This is a genomic window from Dictyobacter alpinus (genome assembly GCF_003967575.1).
Classification (GTDB): Bacteria; Chloroflexota; Ktedonobacteria; order Ktedonobacterales; family Ktedonobacteraceae; genus Dictyobacter; species Dictyobacter alpinus.
Map to the genome: position 1 here is coordinate 104,402 of NZ_BIFT01000001.1, position 24,004 is coordinate 128,405.

Sequence of the window (24,004 nt, forward strand, 5' to 3'; positions counted from 1 at the left end):
ATTATGCCATACAGTCTACGTTTTGTCAAATGTTCATTACGGACTTCAACAAAATACTAATTAGGCGTAACGAGTATATCAAGCCAGCGTTTACGAGGGAATAACAAAAGCTCCATGTCTTTAAAATGAAGCTTTTGATTTACAGGCTCAATCTTTCTGATCATATGATCTCTGCCACTGCTGACGCAACCGCTGGGATTCCGCAAAAACTTCATTAAGATCTTTCTTATGCATGGCTATTTGATCACGCAAAGTAGAAAGATTTGATACATACGTATCTAACCAGCGTACAATAGCACTACTATTAGTAAGACAAATATCCCTATACATCTCCGGATTACCTGCAGCTAAACGTGTAGCATCACGAAATCCAGATGAGGCAAGCACAGAAGCATCGCTCCATGTAGAGTCTTCACCTACAGTATTCATTAAGGTGGTAGCGATCAAAAATGGTAAATGACTGACACCTGCTACTAACCCATCATGTTCTGCTGGCTCTAAAAAACGTAACTGTGCACCTAAAACCTCAATGAGGGATGCCACCTTACTAATGGCTGCTGAATGAGTACGTGCCGTCGGAGTCAAACAGTATATACAGTTCTTAAAAAGGTTCGCATCAGCAACTTCCACACCACTTACCTCTTTTCCTGCCATTGGATGGCCACCAACAAAAGAGACCGCCGTTGGCAAAAACTCTTCTGCCCAACTGATGACTTGCATTTTTGTGCTAGAGACATCGGTAACCACAGTACCAGGCGCAAGAACCGGAGCAATAGCCTGCAAAAGTTCATGTATTGCTCCTACGGGAGTTGCAAGGATAACTAATTCAGCTTCTTTTACAGCATCAACAAGACTTACATATGCTTGATCAATCGCACTAATCTTATAAGCGCGCTCACTTACGCCTCTCCCTAAATCATAGCCCACAACTTGTTTGGCAGCCCTGGCTTCCTTTAAAGCCAGGCCAATCGATCCCCCAATAAGCCCTAATCCAATGATTGTTACACGAGTGAACATAACACAACACTCCTTCTCTCTATTAAATACCCTCTCACCATATGAATTGAAAGTCATTATACTAAAACCATTTTTAAAAGCATAGGGGAATTTTATTTATGGACAGCATGAGACAAGAAACTGCTTTAAATTAAGCAGATTATATATAATTTCGATGATAACACAGGCATATCAAAAATAAGACACAAGTATATACATACTTAAAAAACACATGCATTCAAAGATGCTACATTATTAAAAAATATATATATAGAAAATCGTGAGATTATATGTTAATATCATTCGGAAAAGCATACTCACACTAGAAGTTAGTAAGAAGTAGCGCTTTATTAACGGTCCAACGTAAATTGCCATGTTGCTAAAGTTAATTCGAAGGAGAAAAGTTATGAGACAACGGCAATCGATACATGTAGCTCAGTCAAAGTTGCAGTCAAGATGGATCGGAATTTTGGTAATTGCGAGTATTTTCCTGTTGGGAGCATTATCACCCATGGTAACAGGAATATCCACCGCCCATGCTAGTAATTTTAGCTACCATGGTTCGAATTCTGTAGAGCGTCACTGTCCTCCTAATTGCGGCAACAATCATCGTCGTAACAACAACAACAATAACAACAACAACAACAACGGTGGTCGTGGCGCGAATAACAACAACAATAACAACAATAATGGTGGTGCCAACAACAACAATAACAACAACAACAACAACAACGGTGGTCGTGGCGCGAATAACAACAACAATAACAACAATAATGGTGGACGTGGCGCCAACAACAACAATAACAACAACAACAACGGTGGCCGTGGTGCCAACAACAACAATAACAACAACAACAACAACGGTGGCCGTGGTGCCAACAACAACAACGGTGGCCGTGGTGCCAACAACAACAACAACAACAACGGTGGCCGTGGTGCCAACAACAACAACAACAACAATAATGGTGGCGCCAATAACAATAACAACAACAACAATAATGGCGGTGCCAACAACAACAACAATAACAACAATAATGGCTAAGCCATTACCAGTAGAAAATTCCACCGTAGTCAAGGTTTAATAAGATCATTGCGATAGAAGTAGCCAGATCATAAAGTAATGGAGCTTATCAAAGATGATACGGTTGCCTATTGCTACGGCATGAAAAAGAGTAGATGACCCGATGGTGAAAAGTCAAACCTGTTAAAAACATTGGATTTTTAGCTACTAACTTAGCCCATCGGAATGAAAATGAAATTAAGAGGAGCGTTGAGTACTCAACGCTCCTCTTAACAGTTTACTTGAAAGCATTTAATCAAAAATAGCTGTATTAAAAGTAGACAAGTCCTTCAAGCCATTCTTCAGATTGGGGATCCAGGGACTCGACCAACATTTTTGTAACTTGATCGCTTAGCAGCTCCTCTCGTTCGATACGATAACGAGAGAGAAAACGCGTAATTAAGGAAATATCCTGATGCTCTAACAGATCGGCCGCAAATTGTTCTAGAAGTAGCTCATATGTTAAATATTCTTCTGGAGTTGTATCTTCATACCAATCAAATCCACGTACGGTAACGGGAGTTTTTCCATCGGCTTCGGGCTCAAAGGCCTCCTCATACTGCTCGCGAACATCTTTATTGACGACGCCTTTGACTCCATCTAATTGCTGAGTCAACCAGAGAGCGATATATTTAAATTGCCATTCATCTGCCCACAAAGGTGTTACTTCAGGCCAGGGGCGGGAATCTTCCTCCAGATAAGCAACAGTCAGCTCATGATAGAGCATAAAAGCAAATTTCTCAGGAGTTACCTCTCCAAAGATAACATCAAGTTCAGTTGGCACAACTAATGTTGGGGGAGTAGTCAGATCAGTCATATATGGATGAGGAGAATCAACCTCTTCGGTTTCACTATGGGGAACTAAGGGCCAGTCTTCCATATCAACTATTAATACTTCAAAATCTGGTAACTCTATCTGTAAAAGTTGTGAAAGTAACTTACCGGCCTTCTGCATTTTCTCGGCTACCATGCGAGCAAGGGTTTCCTCGCTCGCAGGATAGTAGACTGTAAATGGTTCGGTTAAGGTCTCATAACGGTCATAAGGAAAAAGCATGGGCACGGTTTAAGCCTTCCCTTCTTCTAGAAGTTTGCGATCAGGCTCTTCTAGTATCGGATCTGATTTGCCGGTTTCCAACTCACTGAACGCCTGTTCACGCAAATCCTGAACTTTTGTGTCCTTTCGGAAACGATGATAGAAGCTCTTATAGAGTTGCTGCAAGCGTTTAGGACTCAATTGTTTATTTCCTTCATAATACTCGAGGGCTACTTGACCGATAGACCAGGTGGCAGCACCTGCAATGGCTCCCGCCACAAAATCACCACCGAATGGAACAGCTTTAGCCGCCTGTTGAGCCAGATAGCGTAAACCCAGACCTCCTGCAATTGTTGCAATCAGTTCTCGTGCATGCTGTTTGGCATCAGGACTATCCATCTGTTCTCCGTAAAGAGCAGCCAGGCGCAATACGAGACGAATCTGCGTACCAAGAAGAATAGGAATATCCACAAATGGTATTGGTTCCAGGCCAGCAGCCAGGCTTATAAGAGTCGAGTTACGAATAATACGTTGTGCAGCTGCATGACGATAGGCAGGCAATTCACGACCAATAGCAAGGGCAGCTTCTGGACTGGCCTCAATAATCACAGGGATAAGCTCTTCTGCAACATTTTCGCCAGTTTTAGCGGAAACAGGAATAACTCCTGGCGCTTCAAGTTGTACAGCTACTTCGGTCGCTAACTGATCCCCAGTTTCGCCACCTCTCAACTCATCAATTTTGTTGACAGCTACGACAGTTGGCTTATCAAAGCGTTTGATAATCTGATACAGTTCACGATCTGCTGCTTGCAACCCTTTAGATGCATCAACAAGAAAAACTATAACGCTTGCCTGATCCATCCCGCTTTCCATCACATCGGGAAGATGGCCGGGGGTGTCCACAAGGGTAAAAGGACCAAAATCTGTACGTACCAGGGTACGCGTTGTACCAGATTGTGAAGAGGCTGGCGATAGATTCTGGCCTTTGAGTGTATTAAACAATGTACTTTTACCAGTATTCGGTTGGCCGACAATAACAACGGTATTATTTAAGCCTTCTAATACCTCTTGTTGGGCCATTTTCCAGTTCACGGCCTTCATCAAACCTTGAACCATCGAAATGTTTGCAGGGAGATTCCGTAACGTATGAATGCCTAGCTCTTTCATACCCTTAGGCTGATTACGTTTGCGCAAAATGCTGGCAGCCATCTCATTTCTGATTTTGTCCCTGTCACTGTTTGCATTTGTAAATTTTTTATTAGCCACACTCAACTTCCTTCCCTGACGTTGTTCAATAAGGCTCTCTTCTATAGTAGAATATGCCGCATGCACAAAACTTTTGTTTCTGTTGTGCTTTTGGATACTTAACAACAATCTTTACAACAATAGTACGCGTGTATATACGGACACGTTTCATAAAGCACACCGAAGCCTACCACAAAGTCCTCACTTCACCTTTCAAACGAACCATGTAGTATCCCAATTTTAGCATACGATACAGCTTTTAACCTCTACTTATATCATTATAATCTGCAAACGAGAACTGAACACGTTAAAGATGTCTGGCACAGGGCTTTTTCATGTTCGCCCAGAAATCGCAGGGAGATCAGTAGTAAGCGATCAGATGGACATTATTTCAGGTGTGGAGTGTGTGGGGTGCGCGGCTGCAGCAGCCACACACACTCCACACCCCCAACCCGGCGCCGCAGGCGCCAAAAAGGAACATGAAAAAGTCCTGGGTCTCGCAAAAGCAGGCACCTGCTATTCTTGACATAGAAGCGTAATTTCTGCCATAATCGTGACTGTACCATTGTAATTCAAAATAGGAACGTTCTATCTCACTATTTTTCTGCAACCGAGGCATTATTATGCAAAACATACCAATGCGCAATAACTCAGCAGAGCGGGACTATAAAGCTGGTTTTACGCGTATTATGTGGCTATCTGAACAGGCCAGACTTCATGGTTGGCACTTGAATGAGCGCCAACTTATCAATGAAATTGTGCAGCGAGAGCGCGCTGCTCATATTAGCGAAAAAAGCTCTCTTCCAATTGTTGGATCTGAGGTTCGTTCTGCAGCCTGGAATAGAGGTCAAGCTGACGCTCTGCGTACCCTCTTGCGCTCCCAGCGCGAAAGTTATGATTAGCATCTTCTGCCAATTTGTCATGTACAACGCTTTTATCAAAAAGGTTGTAGTCTCACATACTTTCTCTTTCAAGGATAGTCTGAATGTCTATCCTTAAATGGAAGTTATTATGACACAGAGGCTGAAGGCTTTGCATCATAAGGGTGGTACCACCAGATGAATTGATCGGTTGGAGTTCCTACCACCCTCCAGATCCTTTATGCAGTAACAAAAGATGTCATCACAACCATAAAGAAAAGATTTCACATGAACCTTGCCGCACCTATTTATACGGGACCAACTCCCGGTTCACCTGAACAGGTCAATGCGATTATTGCTGAATTACGACGTCTCTATCCCCAGGCGAAATGTTCACTCGACTTCTCAAATCCAGTTGAGCTTCTAATTGCCACTCAACTCTCGGCCCAGTGTACTGATGAACGAGTCAATATTGTGACGGCTAAGCTCTTTAAGAAATATCCATCTGTCAATGACTTTGCAGAAGCTTCACAGGAGGAGTTAGAGCAAGATATTCGTTCAACAGGCTTTTATCGCAATAAAGCTAAGAATATTCGTGCTACCAGTCAGCGGCTAATCTCTGTCTATGGGGGTAAGGTTCCTCGTACTATGGAAGATCTTCTTACTCTTCCAGGGGTTGCTCGCAAAACAGCCAATGTAGTACTTGGCAATGCCTTTGGGATTGTTGTTGGCTTCGTGGTTGATACACATGTAGGCCGACTCTCACGTCGCTTTGGCTGGACGACCAATACAGATCCAGTTAAAATTGAGCAGGAATTAATGCTAATTGTACCAAAACAAGATTGGCTCGACTTATCCCACCTGCTCATTTTCCATGGCCGTGCTATCTGTGATGCGCGCAAGCCGCTTTGTGAGCAATGCACCATTGCCCATCTTTGTCCATCAGCATTCGCGGCGACCCCGGTCCGTAATACAAGCACAAAAATCCATTAGATATATAACGCCATATTCCAATAATTATAGAAAGTTACAACGATGATAACTCCAATTGATTATCGATCTATTAGCGCAAAAATGACGTATACATTACGCCACCAAACTCTAAGGCCGCATCAATCATTGGCAAGTTGTACTTATCCATTAGATGAGGAAACAAGCAGTTATCATGTGGGGGCTTTTCTACAGCAAGATTTAATTGGAGTTGGCTCACTTTTTCGCGAAGCTCAAGATGGGTCGACGAACTCCACTAGCTGGCGTATTCGTGGAATGGCCGTGCTAGATAGTGCACAAGGACAGGGCGTGGGAGGACATATCTTACAGACTCTGATCAATTATGCATCAAAGCAGGAGTTGCCTTGCGCTATCTGGTGCAATGGACGCTCAACAGCGCAGGGTTTTTATACGCGTTTCGGCTTTACACAGCATGGGCCAATATTCGATCTTCCTCCTATCGGCCCTCACGTTCTACTAGTTAAAACTATCACAAGCAAAATTATATAAATCTATCTGCGAATTCCTCATTTACTACTTGTATAGTAATAACATATGGCTATATATAGCTTACACTAAATACGGATCCAAAGCGCACCAGGCAGGATCTCTGCGTCAACAGTGGTTATATGATCCTCCTCCCCATCAGCTTGCATAGTAGCCGGCTGTTTACTCTCAATGTGAATACTTCTGGCCTGATAGAAAGTAACTTCTGGCTCATTGATATGTTTACCTTGCCTGACACCGGGAAAAAGTTTGAGTACACGCCAGAGAGGCATATAATCCACTATACAAACATCAAGTAAACCATCCGTATAATCAGCCCTGGGATTAATATGAAAACCTGCTCCATAAGCAGGTCCGTTAGTGACGGCGAGTAAGACATAGCGTTTTTCCACTACTTGCTCAATCTCCCCATCATCAATACGAAAGGTTAACCAGGGACAATGATGAAAACCAAAGAGCAGTTTGCGTAAGGCTGCCACATAGTATAAATTGGCTCCACTTATCCAGGGTATATTTTTCATGTGGTTAGTGAGGGCGCCAATTTCTGCATCCATACCAATACTAAAACCATTAGCAAAGTAAGTGTTGTTCACGCGGCCTGCATCAACACTCGTCAAATGGCCATTAAAAGCGCGCTCAATGGCTTGTTCAGGCTGACCTGGTAATTTGAGTGTGTTGCGAGCAAAGTCGTTACCTGAACCTGCCGCAACGATTCCGAGTGGAACTCGTCTTCCCGCGGTGAGCAGACCATTCACAACTTCATGGATAGTGCCATCTCCACCAACAACGATTATCTCTCGATTAGCCATCGCAGCTTGCTGAGCTAAATCTCTAGCGTGTCCAGCACGCCTTGTTTCGATATATTCAGCATGATAACTCTGCACATATTGTGGCAGCAGGTTTTGATAGATCTCCATGCTGCCACGATTAGCTACTGGATTTAAAATCACGAGGGGATTCCCTGTGGAAGACGATGTTTCCATACCCGCAACTCCTCCTAAATTGAGCTTGTAGTGGGTCAATTGTAACATCTTCATCCGGAAAAGACTATTCTTTATTTTTAGTGCTATACCCATCAATTGGATGGGCTGTGTTAGCCATGCGTGAGCGGCATTCACGATTGCTTTTCAAGAACAATGCTATAGACGATAAAAGGTTCGAGCATTTTCAACCCAAAGTTTACGGCTGGCTTCTGGAGAAAGATGGGTTGTCAACATATCTAGAGTCTCAACCCAGCGTGGATAGCTGGTTGCTTGAATGGCTACCGGCCAGTCGCCTCCATACATAATGCGATCTTCCCCAAAGGCTGAAATAATATGTTCCACATATGGGGCCAGATCTTCAGCCTTCCAATGTGCTAGATCGGCTTCGGTAGCTAAGCCACTGATCTTACAGACAACATTGGGGTTAGCCGCCATGGCATCAATGTGTTGACGCCATGGATCTAAGCGCTGGCCTTTAATGTCTGGCTTGGCTATATGATCCAGGACAAAGGCGGTATTGGGACAGTGACGCACCAACTCAACTGCGCTCTCAAGTTGTTGCTGAAGCACACAGATGTCAAAAGAGAGTCCATAGTCAGGTAATATCTGCACCCCACGAATAAAGTCTGGTCTGAGGCAATAGGCGCTATCCGCCTCTCCCTGGAGCATACGTCGTACACCTTTAATCAATGGACTCATCTGTACCAGTTCAGTAAGATACGCATGGATGCGCTCACCATCTTCGACAGGCGCATACGCAACAATACCACGCAGGCGGCTATCTTTTTTGGCTTGTTCAACCACCCACCTGGCTTCGAGCAACTTATATGGGGCATCGACATCAACTTCTATGTAGACCATTCCTTCAATGTCAATTCCTTGCGTATGTTGCTGATACTCTGGCAATAGATAACTCTGGTTAAGGATCGCGGCATTATCCAACCAGCTCATGCGAAAATGCTGGGGGTCCCAGAGATGGACATGGGTATCAATAATTGGAAAATTTGGCATCTATGGCAATTTCCTTCCTTAATCTTTCTATATACTTCATTAGTTCCGTACTTTGGGACGATATTGAATAGCTTCAGCTACGTGATTAGCAGCAATAATATCACAGTCAGCCAGATCAGCAATTGTGCGCGCCAGTTTAAGCACCCGGTGAAAAGCGCGAGCAGAGAGATGCAATTGCTGCATGGCTGCTTTGAGTAATTTCTCTCCCCCTGCATCTACGCTACAAAAATTTCGTACTTCGGCTGGACCCATTTCAGAATTACAATTGAGGGCAGTAGCTTTTAAGCGCTGCTGTTGACGCTCTCGTGCCTTTTGTACACGTTGGCGGATTACAGCGGAAGGCTCTACCTGCCGTTTGTCTGCCAGCTTTTCGTAATCGACACGCGGTACTTCTACATGGATGTCGATACGATCCAATAATGGACCACTAATGCGCTTTTGATAACGCGCAATAGCGGTAGCGGAACAGCTACATTCACGCACAGGATCACCATAGTAACCACAGGGACAGGGATTCATGGCGGCGACCAGCATAAAGTTGGCAGGATAGGTGATGCTCCCTTGCGCTCGTGAAATGGTGACGATTTTGTCTTCAAGGGGCTGACGCATCACTTCAAGGACGTTTTGCCCAAATTCGGGAAGTTCGTCCAGGAACAGGACACCACGATGGGAGAGGCTAATTTCTCCTGGTCGCGGTATACGGCCACCACCAACTAGTCCCGCATGGCTGATGGTATGATGCGGTGCGCGAAAAGGTCGTTGCCGCACCAGGGGAACGTCTGTTGAGAGCATACCACTCACACTATAAATCTTCGTGACATCTAAAGCTTCTTCAATTAACATACGCGGGAGAATCGACGGCAGCGCGCGGGCCAGCAATGTCTTGCCAGATCCGGGAGGGCCACTCATTAAGATGTTATGGCCTCCACTGGCGGCTACCTCTAGCGCTCTCTTAACATGCTCTTGCCCTCGAACAGCGGCCATTTCTTGTCCCGCATAGAGCTCACTGTCATGATCTAATAGGGTAGGATCACAAACATATTGTTGAATCAAAGCAACGCCATTCAGATGATCAATTAACTGGCGCAATGTCTCAACCGGATAAACCTCAATGCCCTCAACCAGGGTCGCTTCCATGGCATCAATAGCGGGAACAAAGACGGTTTTCACGTGTCGCTCACGCGCCAGAGCGACCATTGGCAGTACACCATTTGTGTGTCGTACGCTACCATCAAGAGAGAGCTCTCCCAAAAACAGAGAGGCATGTATCAATTCATTATTGTTAATCTGCTCGGATGCCAGTAGAATACCAATTGCGATTGGTAAATCATAGACTGGCCCTTCTTTTCGCAAGTCTGCGGGCGCAAGGTTGACAGTAATCCGCTTAAAAGGAAACGTACAATTGCTATTTTTAATGGCGGCTCGGACCCGATCTTTGGCTTCATTGACGGCTGCGTCGGGCAATCCCACAATAGTGAAAGCGCTTAAACCATTTGCCAGATCAACCTCTACTTCAATGATAGCTCCCTCCAAACCAACCACTGCACAGCTACGAGCCATTGATAGCATACACCGCAATCCTTCCTCTCTAAGTATTCTCTCTCTCTTAATGCACATTATGCACAGCCAAAGCGGAAAAGGCAAGAGACGAGATTATCTTGCGCCTTGCTTTTCCCTGGCCGTACTCGATACTTTACTCGCAATGTAAATTCCACCACCGCTGATGCCATTTACGTGCGGCTTGCAAGGCTTGCCGGGAATCATTACTAAAAGCCGTCTGACAACTATGCAGCTCAGGTGCTTTGTCGTATAAATCAATAATCCCAGCATCAACACCCATCAATGCCTCAACCACAGCAACTGAACAATAAGGCACATAGGGAGCACTATAACCACCTTCATGAAAAAAGACAAGTCGTCCTTCACAGACTTCGGCCGCTAAATCAACCATCATTGCAGCCAGGCTACGATAACCATCCATGGTCATCATCATTTGAGCCAGTGGGTCTAGCCAGCTGGCATCCTGTCCTGCTGAGACGAGCAATAGTTGTGGACGATACTGGCGTCCGATAGGCAATACAAGCTGCTCAAAGGCAGCCTGATAACCACGATCACCTGTTCCTGGTGGCAGAGGAATATTCACGGTGTAGCCTTCTCCAGCGCCTTCTCCTACCTGTTCAAGCTTTCCACTGCCTTCAGGAAACCAGTCCTGCTGGTGCAAAGAAAGGAAAAGGACATTAGGATCTGTATAGAATGCGTCCTGGGTACCGTTGCCATGATGTACATCCCAGTCCACGATCATGATGCGCTCTAATCCATATGTTTTGCGCGCATAGTTGGCCGCCAGAACCACGTTATTGAAGATACAAAAGCCCATAGCCTGGTTGCGCATAGCATGATGCCCGGGAGGCCGCAAGAGAGCATATGCATTGTCTACGCTACCTTCTAAGACGGCCTGCACGGCATTCAATGCTCCTCCGGCCGCATAGAGCGCGGCATCAAATGAGCCAGGGCTTAAAACAGTCTCGTCGTCAATTTCTCCCCATCTAGCCTTGAGAGGTCCGCGCATGCTACGTTCGGCACAGGTGCGAATGCCAGCAATATACTCAGGTGTGTGATAACTGGTCAGCTCGCTCTCACTGGCTGGACGAGCTATCAGAGGAGCCATCTGAGCACTCAAAGCTGTACCATCTAAAAACTCTTTGGTACGGCGTATAATCATAGAGGATGACGGATGTGGCTCTGGCGTGAGTTCAAATGAACCGTGACGAGTAATTACAGTAGATTCAGTACCCGTATCATGCGCTAAAAAACGCTGATCATAGATCAGACCTGAACGCCGTATAGGATAATAGGTTATGTCCAACATAGCTGGCTTCCCTTCAGATGAAAAGAATGTTCTAATATACAGAGAAAGGTATGCGACTTTATTTCAATCTTACCTGAGAGATGGGACATTGATCTCCCAACCTCACTAAAAAACAATACTCAAACGTATTAAGAAGTGAGGCAGGTTTCAAACAGAACATTAGTATTTACAATGATACGATAAAGTAGTCCTACATGGAGCCCACAGCGTGTACATGTTTCCCGAACTAGTGTATAATGCGAATGCGGGCGTGAAAGCGGCCTGAGCAACCTTTAAAAAATCGTCCTGCTTTGCATCACGATAGATGGTCTCCTCGTCACGTATGTTTTTTATTCACAGTTGAATATTTTGAGCCCCTGATAAGTTATGGGGATTTTACGCCTGAACATAGATGATTATCATCATTTAATCATCGAAAGGTGCGTTTATGGTGGAGAAGGATATTTATTGCAATTTGGCAACTTCATCCACCAATATTTTTAAGGTTCTCCGTTAATAAGGCAGGGCATTTCACTGGAGGAACGAATGATAGAGACAGTCCCATCTGGTACGATACTGCATGGACGTTATCGTATCGAACGTGTTTTAGGTAGTGGTGGCTTTGGTCACGTCTACCTGGCACATGACCAGATGACAAATCAGCAAGCGGCAGTCAAAGAATATTTAGTGACGGGAGCAAGCGGGCAGGAACAACTGAAACATGAGGCTCGCGTCCTTAGTCAGTTACATCATCCGAATCTTCCGGCTTTTATGGATAGCTTCATTGAGCGCGGACGCTACTATGTGGTCCTGAGCTATATTGAGGGCGACGATTTAACAGATTTGATTCGTGTGACCCGACAGCGCAACGGAGTGATCCCTATACCGCAAATACTGAGTTGGATTTTGTCGATCTGCGATGGTGTTATGTTTATGCATAGCCAGCGTCCGGTTGTCATTCATCGCGATATTAAACCGGATAATATTCGTATTACTCCCAGTGGAACTGCTGTGCTGGTGGACCTTGGCAATGCGAAAGCAGTGGCTGATGGCGCCCGTACATTATTCTTTATTCGCCACCAGGGAACTCCCGGCTATGCCCCTCCTGAACAGTATCCTGGTGGTACGGGCACGGATGCTCGCTCCGATGTATATGCTCTCGGTGGGACTCTCTATTTTGCCTTGACTGCTACCGAGCCCGCAAGTGTCTCGAATCGCAACCAATCGATTCAACAAGGTCGCCCTGATCTGCTTTCATTACAGGACCATCTGGCCAATAATCCACCTGAGGAAAGTCCTGAGGCCAATGCTGCCCGCCAGTTTCGCCTGGGCGTGACCAAGCCTTCTAAACCGGCTCCACGTCACTCTCACCATATTGCTCAACTTGGGACGCTTCCCCCAGAGATACTTAATTCGCTCAACCATATCATTCAAAAGTCTATGGCTTTGCGCCCCAGGGATCGTTATCAGTTTGTGGCAGATTTCGCAAATGATCTAAAAAATGTGATCGCTGCTTTACCTCAGCCACCTACTCCTAACAGGCCAAAGGATCCTAATAGTACCCAGCCCGATCTGGCTGAGATCTATGATGCTCTCCAGATGGGTAAAGATGCTATGCGTCCAGCTAATACACCACCAGCAGTGGCTCCTCCTTCTCAACAATCACCAAGGGGCGCGGCGCATGTCTGCCCACGCTGCCACAATCCACTGGCACCAAATGCCGCTTTCTGCCCACGTTGTGGCCTGTCTTTGACTAATCCAGGCAACCATATAAATCCACCAACTCAACACGCAAGTACGGCCGTAGCTCAAGCTGATCAGACATTAATTATGTCGCAGGAACAGATGCACCAGGCTGCATTGAGTGGCTCTTCGAGCCAACAGCGCAATAGTACGCCAATGCCTCCATCAACACCCTCTGCCGGCTATAATTCTTATCCACAAGGATCGTCACAACAGGCGCAGGCCATGGCGATGCCTGCTCAATCATTTCAATCAAACTTACAAAATGGGAATGTCCCACCTGCCAGACGAACAACATCTCATCCAGGAACAACCCAAAATAATGGTTCTGATAATTCGCGCTGGCTTATTATCGGTGGGATTGCCCTTGTGCTTGTTATTATAATCCTTGCGTTTATTTTGTTGCACCATGGATAATCTTTATCTTACATTAGTGGTCTGGCAATATAAAGAGAAAAGCTCTACATAACACGATGTAGAGCTTTTCTCTTTATATTGCCGGTAAATGTTATTCCCACATATCTGCAAATGAGCGGCGTACACGTCCTAACCAGGCGGGCAAAGATGTTGCCCAGGTTAACCTTTCCAGCACATCATCTATAACTGCGCTCTCATCCTCTTCTTCAGCGTAAAAAAGATCTTCTAATGGGCCATTCAAGGTTGCAATAGGAGCAATAAGTGTCAGAGCATCAACCAATAATGTGGCCTCTCCTTTGCTCGGAGGGCAAATTTCTTTATATCCCTTCAGGAATCTGCCTACGCGCTCAGGTTCCATACCGCGCTTAACCAGTGGAGGAGTAACCTCACTGCCGGGTAACCAGGTCAGGGCACTAAAGTAGAACAGCGCGTATGCTACTTCAAAGATACGCTTCTCCCAGCGTGCTGCTTCCAGGCCTGTAACAGCACTGACACCAAATGGACCAAAACGTAAATTTAGAGCGTGATAGTCACCATGGATATGAAACTCTGGCAATCCATGATTGCTCCCAATCGACATCATAGCCTGCGGCAGAATCGCTTCCCACTGCTGCGCCCATTCCTGCAAACCTGATGAAACAGCTTGCAGTGAACTTTCATTAGCCTTATTCCGAGTCAGATTAAGGTAGCCTTGAACGACACTACCCATCTGGGCCTCAACTGGCCAGCGATTCTGGGGACCCTGATAGCGTCGTGAGGCCTGGTGGATGCGCCCCAACATTGTACCCGCTGACTCTACCCAGTCCAGACTACGCAAACTGGCGGTACTAAATAGCTCACCACCAATTTGTTGCTGCACTTCAAAAAAGTCGTCACCGATCTGCACTGTTGGCTGTCCCTGCGGTGTGCTTAGAAAGGATGGCACAGGTATACCTGAGGCTTGCAAGTGCTGCTGAAAAGCATAACGAAAATCGACGTTTTCTCCCAGCGGCCCTTCAGGGCGTTCTCTCAGCACATACTTTTGTCCATCGATTTCAACAGCCAGGCTGAGATGACTGATATTGCCCGTGTCTAATGGTCCTAAATTTTTCCAGCTAGAAATGCCGAAAGCCTGCATGACCTCATTGAGGTCAAGCAGGTTTTCTTCAATGCCATTATCTTCTGTTTCGTGTTGTTCAAATTCGTTCATGGGTTCCTGATTTCGTAGCTCCTGCTCTTTATCTTTCTATCAGACTTCTACTGGGAGATCCTGATGGATTCCCCATTCATTCCAGGAGCCATCATAGTTGGTTAACTGTGGATATCCTAGCATGGCCAGGCTAAACAGTACAGTAGTCGCCGCTACACCACCATTACAATAGGCGACGATACGGTTGTCCGGCACTACATTAGCCTCTGCGAAAATATGCTGCAATTCCTCATTCGAACGGAACGTTCCGTCCTCGGGATTAATAAGCATCTCACGCGGCAGGCTTAAGGCACCAGGAATATGCCCTCGACGACCTTCGCCACGTACAACAGCACCGGTATACTGACCACTGTCACGTGCATCTACCAGTGTGACTCCGCTCTGCTTGATCATTTTTAACACGTCTTCGGCCGTGGCACGCAGTTGTGGCTGTTCTTCAGGCGTAAAAGTGGCACGTGGATAGTTCGGCTTTATATGGTCTACAGGCCTTCCCTCACGTTTCCACTTTGCAAAGCCTCCATTTAAAATTACCACACGTGTATGTCCATAATAATGTAATGCCCACCATAAACGCGTTGCAAATTGTGAAGCGGGATGGGTATCGTAGGCAACTACCAGATGTTGGTCACCGATGCCAGCTTTTGCCATGGCCTCCGCAAACTTTTTAGCCGGCGCCAGTTGCGCTTCAACTGGATCATCCTGGTCTACAATATCCTGGGTCCAGTCAAGATAGATAGCACCAGGAATATGCTCCTGCGCATATTCCTCTGGTGCTCCAACATATACAGCCTCTTGCTGCCCATCTTTGACTACTGTGCGCACATAACCACGCATATCAACGACACGGATGGCTGGATCAAAAAGATTTTCTTCAAGCCATGAACTGTCCGCCAGATATTGAGCACGAGGCTCTTGTTCCATAATAGTTTTTCCTCTCTAGTGCAGGATCCCTAAAGTGGATCGTGAATGCATGCTCACCACGTCCCTCTCACCCTTCCTGCTTACATTGTACATGCGTTTCACCAGAATCTGGTACAACAGACACTAGGCAAACAACCCGGCTGCATCAGGATTATCGGTACTCACAAAATGTGCCGGAGATCCCAGGACGGTCATTGGTTTGACATCTAGAATGCGCATTGATGAATTAGGTGTTTGTGTGGTGACATAGCGTTGTACCACCATTCCCAGTGGCCTCGCCAATACAAGTGCGGCGGTTGAGGCAAGAATGACATTGTTTGCGGTACTGTAAGGACGGCGCAGTTTAGCCACAGCCATCGAGGAAAGGCCGGTTAACAGGCCAGAGACAGCCAGGTTTGTTCCGCAACGCTCATGCACTGCCAGTTCTGGCTGCGTGGTCCTTAATAGCTGTAAGGCTTCCTGGGCCGCTGGCAGAATAGCTTCAGTCGGTAAATCGCCAAAGACAAAAAAACCGGCTGCGAAGGAGATACCCGAGAAACGAACTTCTGGGAATTTTCGGGAGAGTAGGACGATAGTAGCATGCTCTAGTGCATGATTCTGTTTTACAGCACCTCCCAGGAGCATTTGTTGTGCAACCTGGACAACGGGATTAATAGAACTCATACCTTTTATCCTTCCATAGGAGCAGGTGGCATTGAACAATAAGAACAATTTGTCCTCTTATTACCTCCTGCTTGCTTCCGTATCAGGATCACTAAGGACCATACGTTATATTGAATACGACTATCTCGTCCCCAAAGTTGATGGTATCTCCATCATTGAGCATAACCGCCTGGAAAATTCGTACACTATTGACCAGGGTTCCATTAGAACTTCCCACGTCATCTAGATACCAATGCCCATCACTAAACCAGAGACGTGCATGTCGACGTGAGACGGAACGGCCAGGAATAATCATGTCATTGCCATTGGTTCGTCCAATGGTGGTCACATCTTGATGGAAGCGATAAGACCGTCCCTGTAGGCCCGATTGACCCGTCTGCAATGTTAAACGTGCTAATACGGGACGTCCATTGACGAGATAGGTATCTTTGCTGGCTCGACCGTTAGCAAGCTCATCTCCACAAGTCGTACAAAAGAGACGCGAGTCTGGATTAACGGTACCGCAGCGGAAACAGGCAACTGTATGGGCAGCTCCGGACGGTACCCCTCCCAGTGAGCCGCTACGCCCTTGATTTACATCCCCAAGGGAAGTACCTGATGCCCCACCGTTAAAGCCACTATTTCCTGCCTGTGAGATCGGTGGGACACGATACATGCGTGGCATAGATAAATTAGAGGCCGCCAGAGCACCAGTCAGGGCTTCAATTAATTGGTCAGCTGACTGATAACGGTCACTCGCCTGCTTGGCGGTCATTTTTTGTACCACTTGAATAATAGGATTAGGAACACCTTCAGCTACCATCAGGTCAATAGGTAATGGCTCGTTCATATGCTTGACTGTAATAGTCAATGGACTATCCGCAATATATGGGACACGTCCTGTCAGGCAATGAAATAATACAATACCAAGCGAGTAGATATCACTCCGACGATCTACCTTTTGACCCATACCCTGCTCCGGTGACATGTATTGCGGTGTGCCAATTCCTGTGCCAACACGCGTTAAGCTGGTCGCTTCTTCAAGAATTTTAGCAATACCAAAATCCGAGAGTAAAAGATGCCCATCACGACGCAATAACATATTAGCTGGCTTAACATCACGATGGATAATGTTGTTACGATGAGCACAATCCAAACCTTCGGCCCCTTGAATGATAAAATCAACGGCTTCTGGAACTGGTAGGGCCTGTTTTAAACGATCTTTGAGCGTGCCTCCATCAACATATTCCATGACGATATATGTTATATTATCCTGCTCACCAAAATCATGTATTTGCACGATATTGGGATGCGCAAGTTTCGCGACAGAACGAGCTTCCTGGACAAAGCGTTTGACGAAAATAGGATCACGCGCGTGATAGGCAGGCAAAACTTTGACTGCCACATAACGATCAAGGGTTGGCTGATATGCTTTGAAGACCGTCGCCATACCACCAGTACCAATGCGTTCGACAATACGAAACTGGCCCAACGATTTTCCGATGAGTGAGCCCATATCGCCACTGTTCGCTGCTTGTTGAGGATAGTTATTTCCTGGTTGCATAACCCTGACGACTCCCTCTATTCCTACCTTGTGATCTATAACATTACCAGCGTATCCACTGTAAGCAATATATCTTCCATGACTCATTCCATGCTTTTTTGCGTCGCTTGTCAAGTAGGATGGTCAAGATGGTTGCTATCCGGAACATTTATGTCCGGTTGCCTTTTAACACTGGCTTACTCGTGTGTATCCTGAAGAATGAAAGATAAACTTTAGCCCTGCCGGCTTGCAGAAAGTTTTTTGGATCAGTCTGCAAGCCAGATCAGTCGTACGTTATTTCTTCTCTATCTTCCTGATTATACAGGTATAAACGCGACATGTCGAGAGAAATAAAAGATACGTTTACCCTTCGAGAAGGAGGGACTCTGGATCTTCGGCCAATTCTTTGATAGTGGCGAGAAAACGCACAGCTTCACTACCATCTACGATGCGATGGTCGTAAGAGAGTGCGACATACATCATCGGTCGAATGACAACCTGACCATTGAGGGCAATGGGACGTTGTTCGATTTTGTGCATGCCAAGAATACCTACCTGGGGTGCATTTAAAATGGGTGTTGAGAGCAAAGAACCGAAAATACCACCGTTGGTGATGGTAAATGTTCCTCCTTGCAGGTCAGCCAGGGAAAGTGTATTAGCACGCGCTTTTTTAGCCAGTTCGGCAATCTCACGCTCAATCTGCGCAAATCCCTTACGATCTGCATCTCGCACGACTGGTACCACTAATCCCTCATCGGTCGAGACGGCGATACTGATGTCGTAGTAGTGCTTGAGCAAAATATCGGTGCCTTGAATTTCGGCGTTCAAACGTGGATAGGCTTTCAGGGCTCCAACCGCGGCTTTCGTAAAGAAAGACATAAAGCCAAGGGAAACATTATGCTTTTCTTTAAATGCATCTTTACGCCGATTACGAACATCCATAATCGCGCTCATGTCGATTTCGTTGAAGGTGGTCAACATGGCGGCTGTGTGCTGAGCTTCAACCAGACGCTGGGCGATGGTCTGACGCCGGCGTGACATGCGGATGCGCTCGACACGTCCATTACTCTCATCTGCTGACGGCTGACTACCAGCTTGAACTGCTGCTGGGGCCGCCTTCTGTGGCGCAGGCTGGGCTGCCGCACTGACAGGATCAACACCGGTCTCAGCAGGCGCTGTTGGCTGCGTGCTTTGCTCCAGATAGGTAATCACATCTTCTTTGGTTACACGTCCATGAGGACTACTTCCACGTACTTGTGAGATGTCCACGTGATGCTCTGCCGCGATCCGACGTGCCAGCGGCGAAGGTGGACGCTGCGTATCCGAAAATGCTGCGGTCGCTCCATTTCCCGTGTTCGTTGGACTTGTCTCACGCGGGTTGGATGGCGAAGCTTCGGTCGCAACTGCTTGTGGAGCCGATCCATTAGTGGCTGAAGCGCTTGCAGTTCCTTCGCCGATAATGCAAATAGCCTCCCCTACTCCTACCACATCCCCCACCTGCTTTAATACTTTTTGAAGGACGCCATCCTGGTCAGCGTTCACTTCAACATTAACTTTATCAGTCTCGAGTTCTGCGAGGGTGTCACCGCGTTTGACGGCGTCACCCTCTTTTTTTAACCAGGATGCGATGGTTGCATCAACTATAGATTCTCCCAGTTCAGGGACATGAACTTCAACGGACATAGTTTCCTCCGGGCTGTTTCAGCGACAAACTGGAGGCTTCGGTGATGATTTTTTCTTGCTCTGCTATATAGAGATCCCAGAAGCCCGCCGCTGGACTTGATCGTTCGGGACGAGAGATGACATCTACCGTTATAGAACGGTTGACGATTTCCGCTAAACGTGGGGCCATATAACTCCACGCTCCCATGTTCTTTGGTTCCTCTTGTACCCATATTATCTCACGCGCTTGTGGATAATTCTCCAGGACTTTTTTGATTTCTTCGCCAGGGAAAGGATAAAGCATTTCTACCCTTACAATGGCGATATCATCATTATGGTCATGATTGGCGCGTGCAAGCAAGTCTATGGCTATTTTTCCTGTACAGAGAACCACACGACGAATACTGTTTGGATGCTGACGTGCCTGCTGATCATTGATGACTGACTGGAACGTGCCTTTGGCAAGATCTTCTAGCCTGGATGCCGATTGCGGATTGCGCAAGAGTGCTTTGGGCGTCATGATCACAAGTGGTCGCGGATAGGCCTTAAGATTGTGTGCTTGCAATCGCAAGAGATGATAATATTGGGCTGCGGTTGAGCAGTTAGCCACGCGCCAGTTGTCCTGCGCGGCCAGTTGCAGATAACGCTCTAAACGCGCACTTGAGTGCTCAGGCCCCTGTCCTTCATAACCATGCGGCAAAAGCATAACAACGGATGAGTCCTGTTTCCATTTCGCGCGGCCCGAGGCAATAAATTGATCAATGATAACCTGGGCAACGTTGGAAAAATCGCCAAACTGGGCTTCCCACACTACCAATGTGTTTGGAGCATGAACACTATAACCATACTCGAAACCTAGTGCTCCAACTTCACTTAATGGGCTATTATAAATGGAAAATGAGGCCTGCGAATCCATTAAATGTTGTAGGGGAATATAAGTATCGTCGTTATCTTCACTGTGCAAAACTGCATTACGATGACTAAAGGTGCCTCTCTCAACATCCTGGCCGGTCAGACGAATAGCGGTACCCTCTGCCAGGATCGAGGCGAAGGCCAAGGCTTCTGCCTGCCCCCAATCAATGCCACCATCAGGTCCAAATGTGGTTCCTCGGCGTTGGAGAATACGTGCTAATTTAGTATTAATTGATAAACTCTTTGGCCAACTCAATAATTCTTCATTGTAGGATGTTAATTGCTCGCCAGAGAGATTAGCCGCAGGCTCAAGAGTTGGCCGTACACGTTTGCGTAAACGATTTTTCTGCTCTTGTAGATTATAAACTCCCTCGTCGGCTTCACGTTTGGCTCGTTCCAGTTCGGCGATGGCATCCTTATTAATTTTTTCAGCTTCACCTGGCTCAATGAGTTTCCGCTGCTCCAATAACTGAGCATACAGTTCACGTACCTTCGGATGATTGCGAATCTTTGCATACATCTGTGGCTGCGTAAAAGCTGGTTCGTCACCTTCGTTATGACCCCAACGCCGATATCCAACCAGGTCGATAACTACATCTTTGTGAAATTGATCTCGATATGCATGGGCTATACGCACTGCGGTTAAACAGGCGAAAGGATCATCTGCATTAACATGAATGATTGGTATACTAAAGCCTTTTGCCAGATCACTTGCAAAAGGTGTTGAGCGACTATCTTCAGGATCTGTAGTAAAGCCTAACTGATTATTAGCGATAATATGAATCGTTCCACCAACCCAGTACCCACGTAAATGCCATAGGTTCATGGTTTCCGCTACGACACCCTCGCCTGGAAAGGCGGCATCACCATGAATGAGGATAGGGAGGGTTTTATCAACATCTTGAAGGGGAGCACCCGCGACCGTGCGAATCTCTTGTGAGGCACGTGCCATCCCTCCAATAACTGGATTAACAAATTCAAGGTGGCTGGGATTTGGCGATAAGATAACTTTAAGGTCTATCGCGGCCCCTTCTCCAAAGAGATGTTCGGCTCCCAGGTGATACTTCACATCGCCAGTCCAGCCATAACCGAAACTGTCGGTGAGTGGCACACCCTCTTCATGTTTAGCATGGGAGAATTCCGCGAAGATGGCTCCATATGGCTTGCCTAATACGTGTGCCAGTACATTAAGACGCCCACGATGCGCCATACCAATGACAACTTCTTTTGTCTCAGAATCTACAGCGCCGGAGATAATTTCGTCTAACATTGGCACCAGCATATCGATGCCTTCAATAGAAAAACGTTTCTGGCCGGTATAACTCTGATGTAAATAGCTCTCAAAAGCCTCTACCTGGGTTAGCCGTTTTAATAATTTATACGCCTCTGCCGTCCTGGGATCACGATGGTAGAGGTTTAAGCCCACAGCATCCCGTAACCAGCGCCGTTCATCTGGACTCTTTACTTGATCGAACTCATAACTAATAGTGCCGGAATACATTTTTTTGAGGGCTGCGAATGCCTCCCTGGCGTTCGTTGCCCCTTCCGCGGCATGTCCACCTACTACACGTGGCGATAACTGCTCTAAATCTTGCTCTGATAAACCGTACGTTTCAGGTAAGAGGGCAGGATCTCCCAATGGTTCGCTTCCCAATGGATCTAGATGTGCCCCAAGATGCCCTTTCTCGCGGATCGCGTGCGCATAGGTCGATGCAGCCACGATCTTTATGACTTGATTGCGAGAATAGGCGGGGGTATCTTCATGGTCAGCGGTCGGTGTGGGACGTGCAGATCCGCTGGCTGTACCCGCTCGTTTTGGCGCTACCTCTGAATCCTCTTTTTTCCAGGAATCAAACGTAGTACGTGTTGCGGCATCAACAGACGTGGGATCTTGCTGATAACGTTCATAAAGCTCTAGAACGTAGCCTGCATTTGGACCATAAAATCTCTCTAGGTTTTGCATGTATATTCCTTAGGTTAGTTGGTATAACTTACGGAACACGAAAGTGAGGAATGAGCCTCGTTGCTCGTGTCTCTGATCCAGCTATTGTATTCTACCACTTACTATGGTATCATAACTTTACCATACTCCAAATTATTCACGGTACTATCACCTATAGAAATTAGGACGAACGAGAATAAACTTTAGTTTCTGCGGCTGATAGAAGAAGCGAAGACTGGAGTCAGGTCATCTGTTGATCTAGCGCGCAAAGCGCGAATATCAGAATTATAATTATATAAAAGCAATGACGGAGCCAGTAGGCCGCTAACCTTGTTGTAGAGAGCCCGGGTGTGGTGAAACCGGGTACAAGCCGCACGCTGAATATCACTCCAGAGCTACGAGCCGAATGATGAAGACATCTGAAGTCTTACATTGTAGTAGGCATAGTCGGTTCCTTCCCGTTACCATGGAGGCATGTAGTCTGCCATTCTCTTAGGCGTTCCAGCACTTCGACTATCTTTACAAGTTGAGCCAAACCGTTATCACGGGGAAACTCTCGCTGGAGAATCTGGGTGGAATACAGTGTATAGAGTGAGCCAATGCATGGGAGGTGTCATGCAGGGCTAATCAGGGTGGTACCACGGGAGTTCCTCTCGTCCCTTTGTCGGACGAGGGGTTTTTTTGTTGATAAAAAGGATCAAAACATGAAAACGAAACTCCTTTATCATACAAATAGCTTTACCTACGAGTGTACCGCAACCGTTGTTGCGGTGGAGGGCGATGATGTAGCCCTGGATGCTACTGTGTTTTACCCGGGTGGTGGCGGCCAGATGGCTGATCGCGGCATGATTACCTGGCAGGGACAGGACTACCCTGGTAGCGTCATTGCGATGCATAAGCGCAATGATGTGGTCTGGCATACGCTGGATTATCCCCCTCCGTCTATTGGTACCGAGGTCGTTGGCTCGATTGACTGGAATTTTCGCTATCAAATGATGCGTACACATACCGCGCTCCATATTCTTTGTGGAGTGATCTGGAAAGAATTTGGGGTGCAAGTGACGGGAGGACAGATGTATCCCGATCGCGCACGCATGGATTTTGCCATGGAGAATCTGGATAAAGAACGCATCAACTATATTGAGGATAAGATCAATCAAGCAGTTGAGGCGGATTATCCTATTCGGGTCTATTCATTACCGCGCGAAAAGGCTTTTGCGATTCCAGATCTGGTTCGCACAAAGATTAATTTGCTGCCACCTGAAATTGCGGAGGTACGTATCGTTGAAATTGTAGGTCTGGACCTGCAGGCGGATGGTGGAACGCATGTCAATCATACACGCGAGGTAGGACACATTCACATTACGAAAACCGAGAATAAGGGCAGGATTAATAAACGTTTAGAGATCATGCTCGAATCTTCATTATAAATAAACAGTAACCTTAATTGCACTTATTGTAATGCTTTCACATTACAACTGCTTCTACATTATATCTGCG

Annotated in this window: 19 protein-coding genes and 1 other annotated feature; of the genes, 6 read left to right on the plus strand and 13 right to left on the minus strand. The window is 46.5% G+C overall.

The genetic code is table 11. From position 1 onward, the window contains the following. Positions 1-147: 147 nt before the first annotated feature. Positions 148-1,017, minus strand: a complete 870-nt coding sequence (locus tag EL633_RS00430) for a prephenate dehydrogenase (protein WP_161981832.1) — start codon at positions 1,015-1,017, stop codon at positions 148-150. Positions 1,018-1,402: 385 nt separating this feature from the next. Here EL633_RS00430 and EL633_RS36410 point away from each other — a divergent pair, with 385 nt between their 5' ends. Continuing rightward, positions 1,403-2,038: a hypothetical protein gene (locus EL633_RS36410; RefSeq protein WP_161981833.1), complete on the plus strand. Its 636-nt coding sequence runs from the start codon at positions 1,403-1,405 to the stop codon at positions 2,036-2,038. Positions 2,039-2,327: 289 nt separating this feature from the next. Here EL633_RS36410 and EL633_RS00440 read toward each other — a convergent pair whose 3' ends face one another. Together EL633_RS00440 and EL633_RS00445 are read right to left on the minus strand one after the other, a co-directional pair. Next, a complete protein-coding gene (locus tag EL633_RS00440) occupies positions 2,328-3,116 on the minus strand; it encodes a hypothetical protein (RefSeq protein ID WP_126625307.1) in 789 nt (262 codons plus the stop codon). Between the two features lie 3 nt (positions 3,117-3,119). Next, entirely contained in the window at positions 3,120-4,355 is a 1,236-nt protein-coding gene (locus EL633_RS00445) for a GTPase (RefSeq protein ID WP_126625308.1), read from the minus strand. A 602-nt stretch (positions 4,356-4,957) separates the two neighbouring features. On the opposite strand from EL633_RS00445, the gene EL633_RS00450 reads away from it, so the two are divergent. The 3 genes from EL633_RS00450 (at position 4,958) to EL633_RS38045 (ending at position 6,694) form a co-directional block, all read left to right on the plus strand. Further along, positions 4,958-5,236 carry a hypothetical protein gene (locus EL633_RS00450; RefSeq protein ID WP_126625309.1) on the plus strand — a complete coding sequence of 93 codons (279 nt, stop codon included), beginning with the start codon at positions 4,958-4,960 and terminating at the stop codon, positions 5,234-5,236. A gap of 246 nt (positions 5,237-5,482) precedes the next feature. Next, positions 5,483-6,187: an endonuclease III gene (nth, locus tag EL633_RS00455; protein ID WP_126625310.1), complete on the plus strand. Its 705-nt coding sequence runs from the start codon at positions 5,483-5,485 to the stop codon at positions 6,185-6,187. Positions 6,188-6,268: 81 nt separating this feature from the next. Next, positions 6,269-6,694: a GNAT family N-acetyltransferase gene (locus tag EL633_RS38045; RefSeq protein ID WP_371865549.1), complete on the plus strand. Its 426-nt coding sequence runs from the start codon at positions 6,269-6,271 to the stop codon at positions 6,692-6,694. A gap of 65 nt (positions 6,695-6,759) precedes the next feature. Here the strand turns inward: EL633_RS38045 and EL633_RS00465 are convergent, their stop codons facing one another. From EL633_RS00465 to EL633_RS00480, 4 genes are all read right to left on the minus strand, one after another. Next, positions 6,760-7,674 (minus strand): diacylglycerol/lipid kinase family protein, encoded by a 915-nt coding sequence (locus tag EL633_RS00465; protein WP_126625312.1) that lies wholly within the window; start codon positions 7,672-7,674, stop codon positions 6,760-6,762. Between the two features lie 156 nt (positions 7,675-7,830). Then, positions 7,831-8,685: an amidohydrolase family protein gene (locus EL633_RS00470; RefSeq protein ID WP_126625313.1), complete on the minus strand. Its 855-nt coding sequence runs from the start codon at positions 8,683-8,685 to the stop codon at positions 7,831-7,833. 39 nt (positions 8,686-8,724) lie between these two features. Then, positions 8,725-10,254 carry a YifB family Mg chelatase-like AAA ATPase gene (locus EL633_RS00475; RefSeq protein WP_126625314.1) on the minus strand — a complete coding sequence of 510 codons (1,530 nt, stop codon included), beginning with the start codon at positions 10,252-10,254 and terminating at the stop codon, positions 8,725-8,727. A gap of 124 nt (positions 10,255-10,378) precedes the next feature. Beyond that, positions 10,379-11,554 carry a class II histone deacetylase gene (locus tag EL633_RS00480; protein WP_126625315.1) on the minus strand — a complete coding sequence of 392 codons (1,176 nt, stop codon included), beginning with the start codon at positions 11,552-11,554 and terminating at the stop codon, positions 10,379-10,381. A 525-nt stretch (positions 11,555-12,079) separates the two neighbouring features. Between EL633_RS00480 and EL633_RS00485 the strand changes: the two genes are divergently transcribed. Further along, the gene (locus tag EL633_RS00485) at positions 12,080-13,693 is read left to right on the plus strand and encodes a serine/threonine-protein kinase (RefSeq protein WP_126625316.1); all 1,614 of its coding nucleotides are present in this window, start codon (positions 12,080-12,082) and stop codon (positions 13,691-13,693) included. A gap of 91 nt (positions 13,694-13,784) precedes the next feature. Here EL633_RS00485 and EL633_RS00490 read toward each other — a convergent pair whose 3' ends face one another. The 6 genes from EL633_RS00490 to EL633_RS00515 all read right to left on the minus strand — a co-directional run bounded on the left by EL633_RS00490 (position 13,785) and on the right by EL633_RS00515 (position 22,525). Then, entirely contained in the window at positions 13,785-14,882 is a 1,098-nt protein-coding gene (locus tag EL633_RS00490) for a phosphotransferase enzyme family protein (RefSeq protein ID WP_126625317.1), read from the minus strand. A gap of 39 nt (positions 14,883-14,921) precedes the next feature. Continuing rightward, on the minus strand, positions 14,922-15,803 hold the full coding sequence (locus tag EL633_RS00495) for a sulfurtransferase (protein ID WP_126625318.1): 882 nt from the start codon (positions 15,801-15,803) through the stop codon (positions 14,922-14,924). A 123-nt stretch (positions 15,804-15,926) separates the two neighbouring features. Continuing rightward, on the minus strand, positions 15,927-16,466 hold the full coding sequence (locus tag EL633_RS00500) for a DUF6391 domain-containing protein (RefSeq protein WP_126625319.1): 540 nt from the start codon (positions 16,464-16,466) through the stop codon (positions 15,927-15,929). A 91-nt stretch (positions 16,467-16,557) separates the two neighbouring features. Then, positions 16,558-18,009: an FHA domain-containing serine/threonine-protein kinase gene (locus EL633_RS00505; RefSeq protein ID WP_161981835.1), complete on the minus strand. Its 1,452-nt coding sequence runs from the start codon at positions 18,007-18,009 to the stop codon at positions 16,558-16,560. A 342-nt stretch (positions 18,010-18,351) separates the two neighbouring features. Further along, positions 18,352-19,671: a 2-oxoglutarate dehydrogenase complex dihydrolipoyllysine-residue succinyltransferase gene (gene odhB / locus EL633_RS00510; RefSeq protein ID WP_126625321.1), complete on the minus strand. Its 1,320-nt coding sequence runs from the start codon at positions 19,669-19,671 to the stop codon at positions 18,352-18,354. Beyond that, positions 19,661-22,525, minus strand: coding sequence for a 2-oxoglutarate dehydrogenase E1 component (locus tag EL633_RS00515; RefSeq protein WP_126625322.1), 2,865 nt, complete (start codon positions 22,523-22,525; stop codon positions 19,661-19,663). The genes odhB and EL633_RS00515 overlap by 11 nt, the downstream gene beginning before the upstream one ends. Before the next feature lie 274 nt (positions 22,526-22,799). Then, positions 22,800-23,168, plus strand: a binding site (T-box leader). A 40-nt stretch (positions 23,169-23,208) separates the two neighbouring features. Here EL633_RS00515 and EL633_RS00520 point away from each other — a divergent pair. Then, complete coding sequence (locus tag EL633_RS00520; RefSeq protein WP_126625323.1) at positions 23,209-23,934, plus strand: alanyl-tRNA editing protein; 726 nt, start codon at positions 23,209-23,211, stop codon at positions 23,932-23,934. Positions 23,935-24,004: the final 70 nt, after the last annotated feature.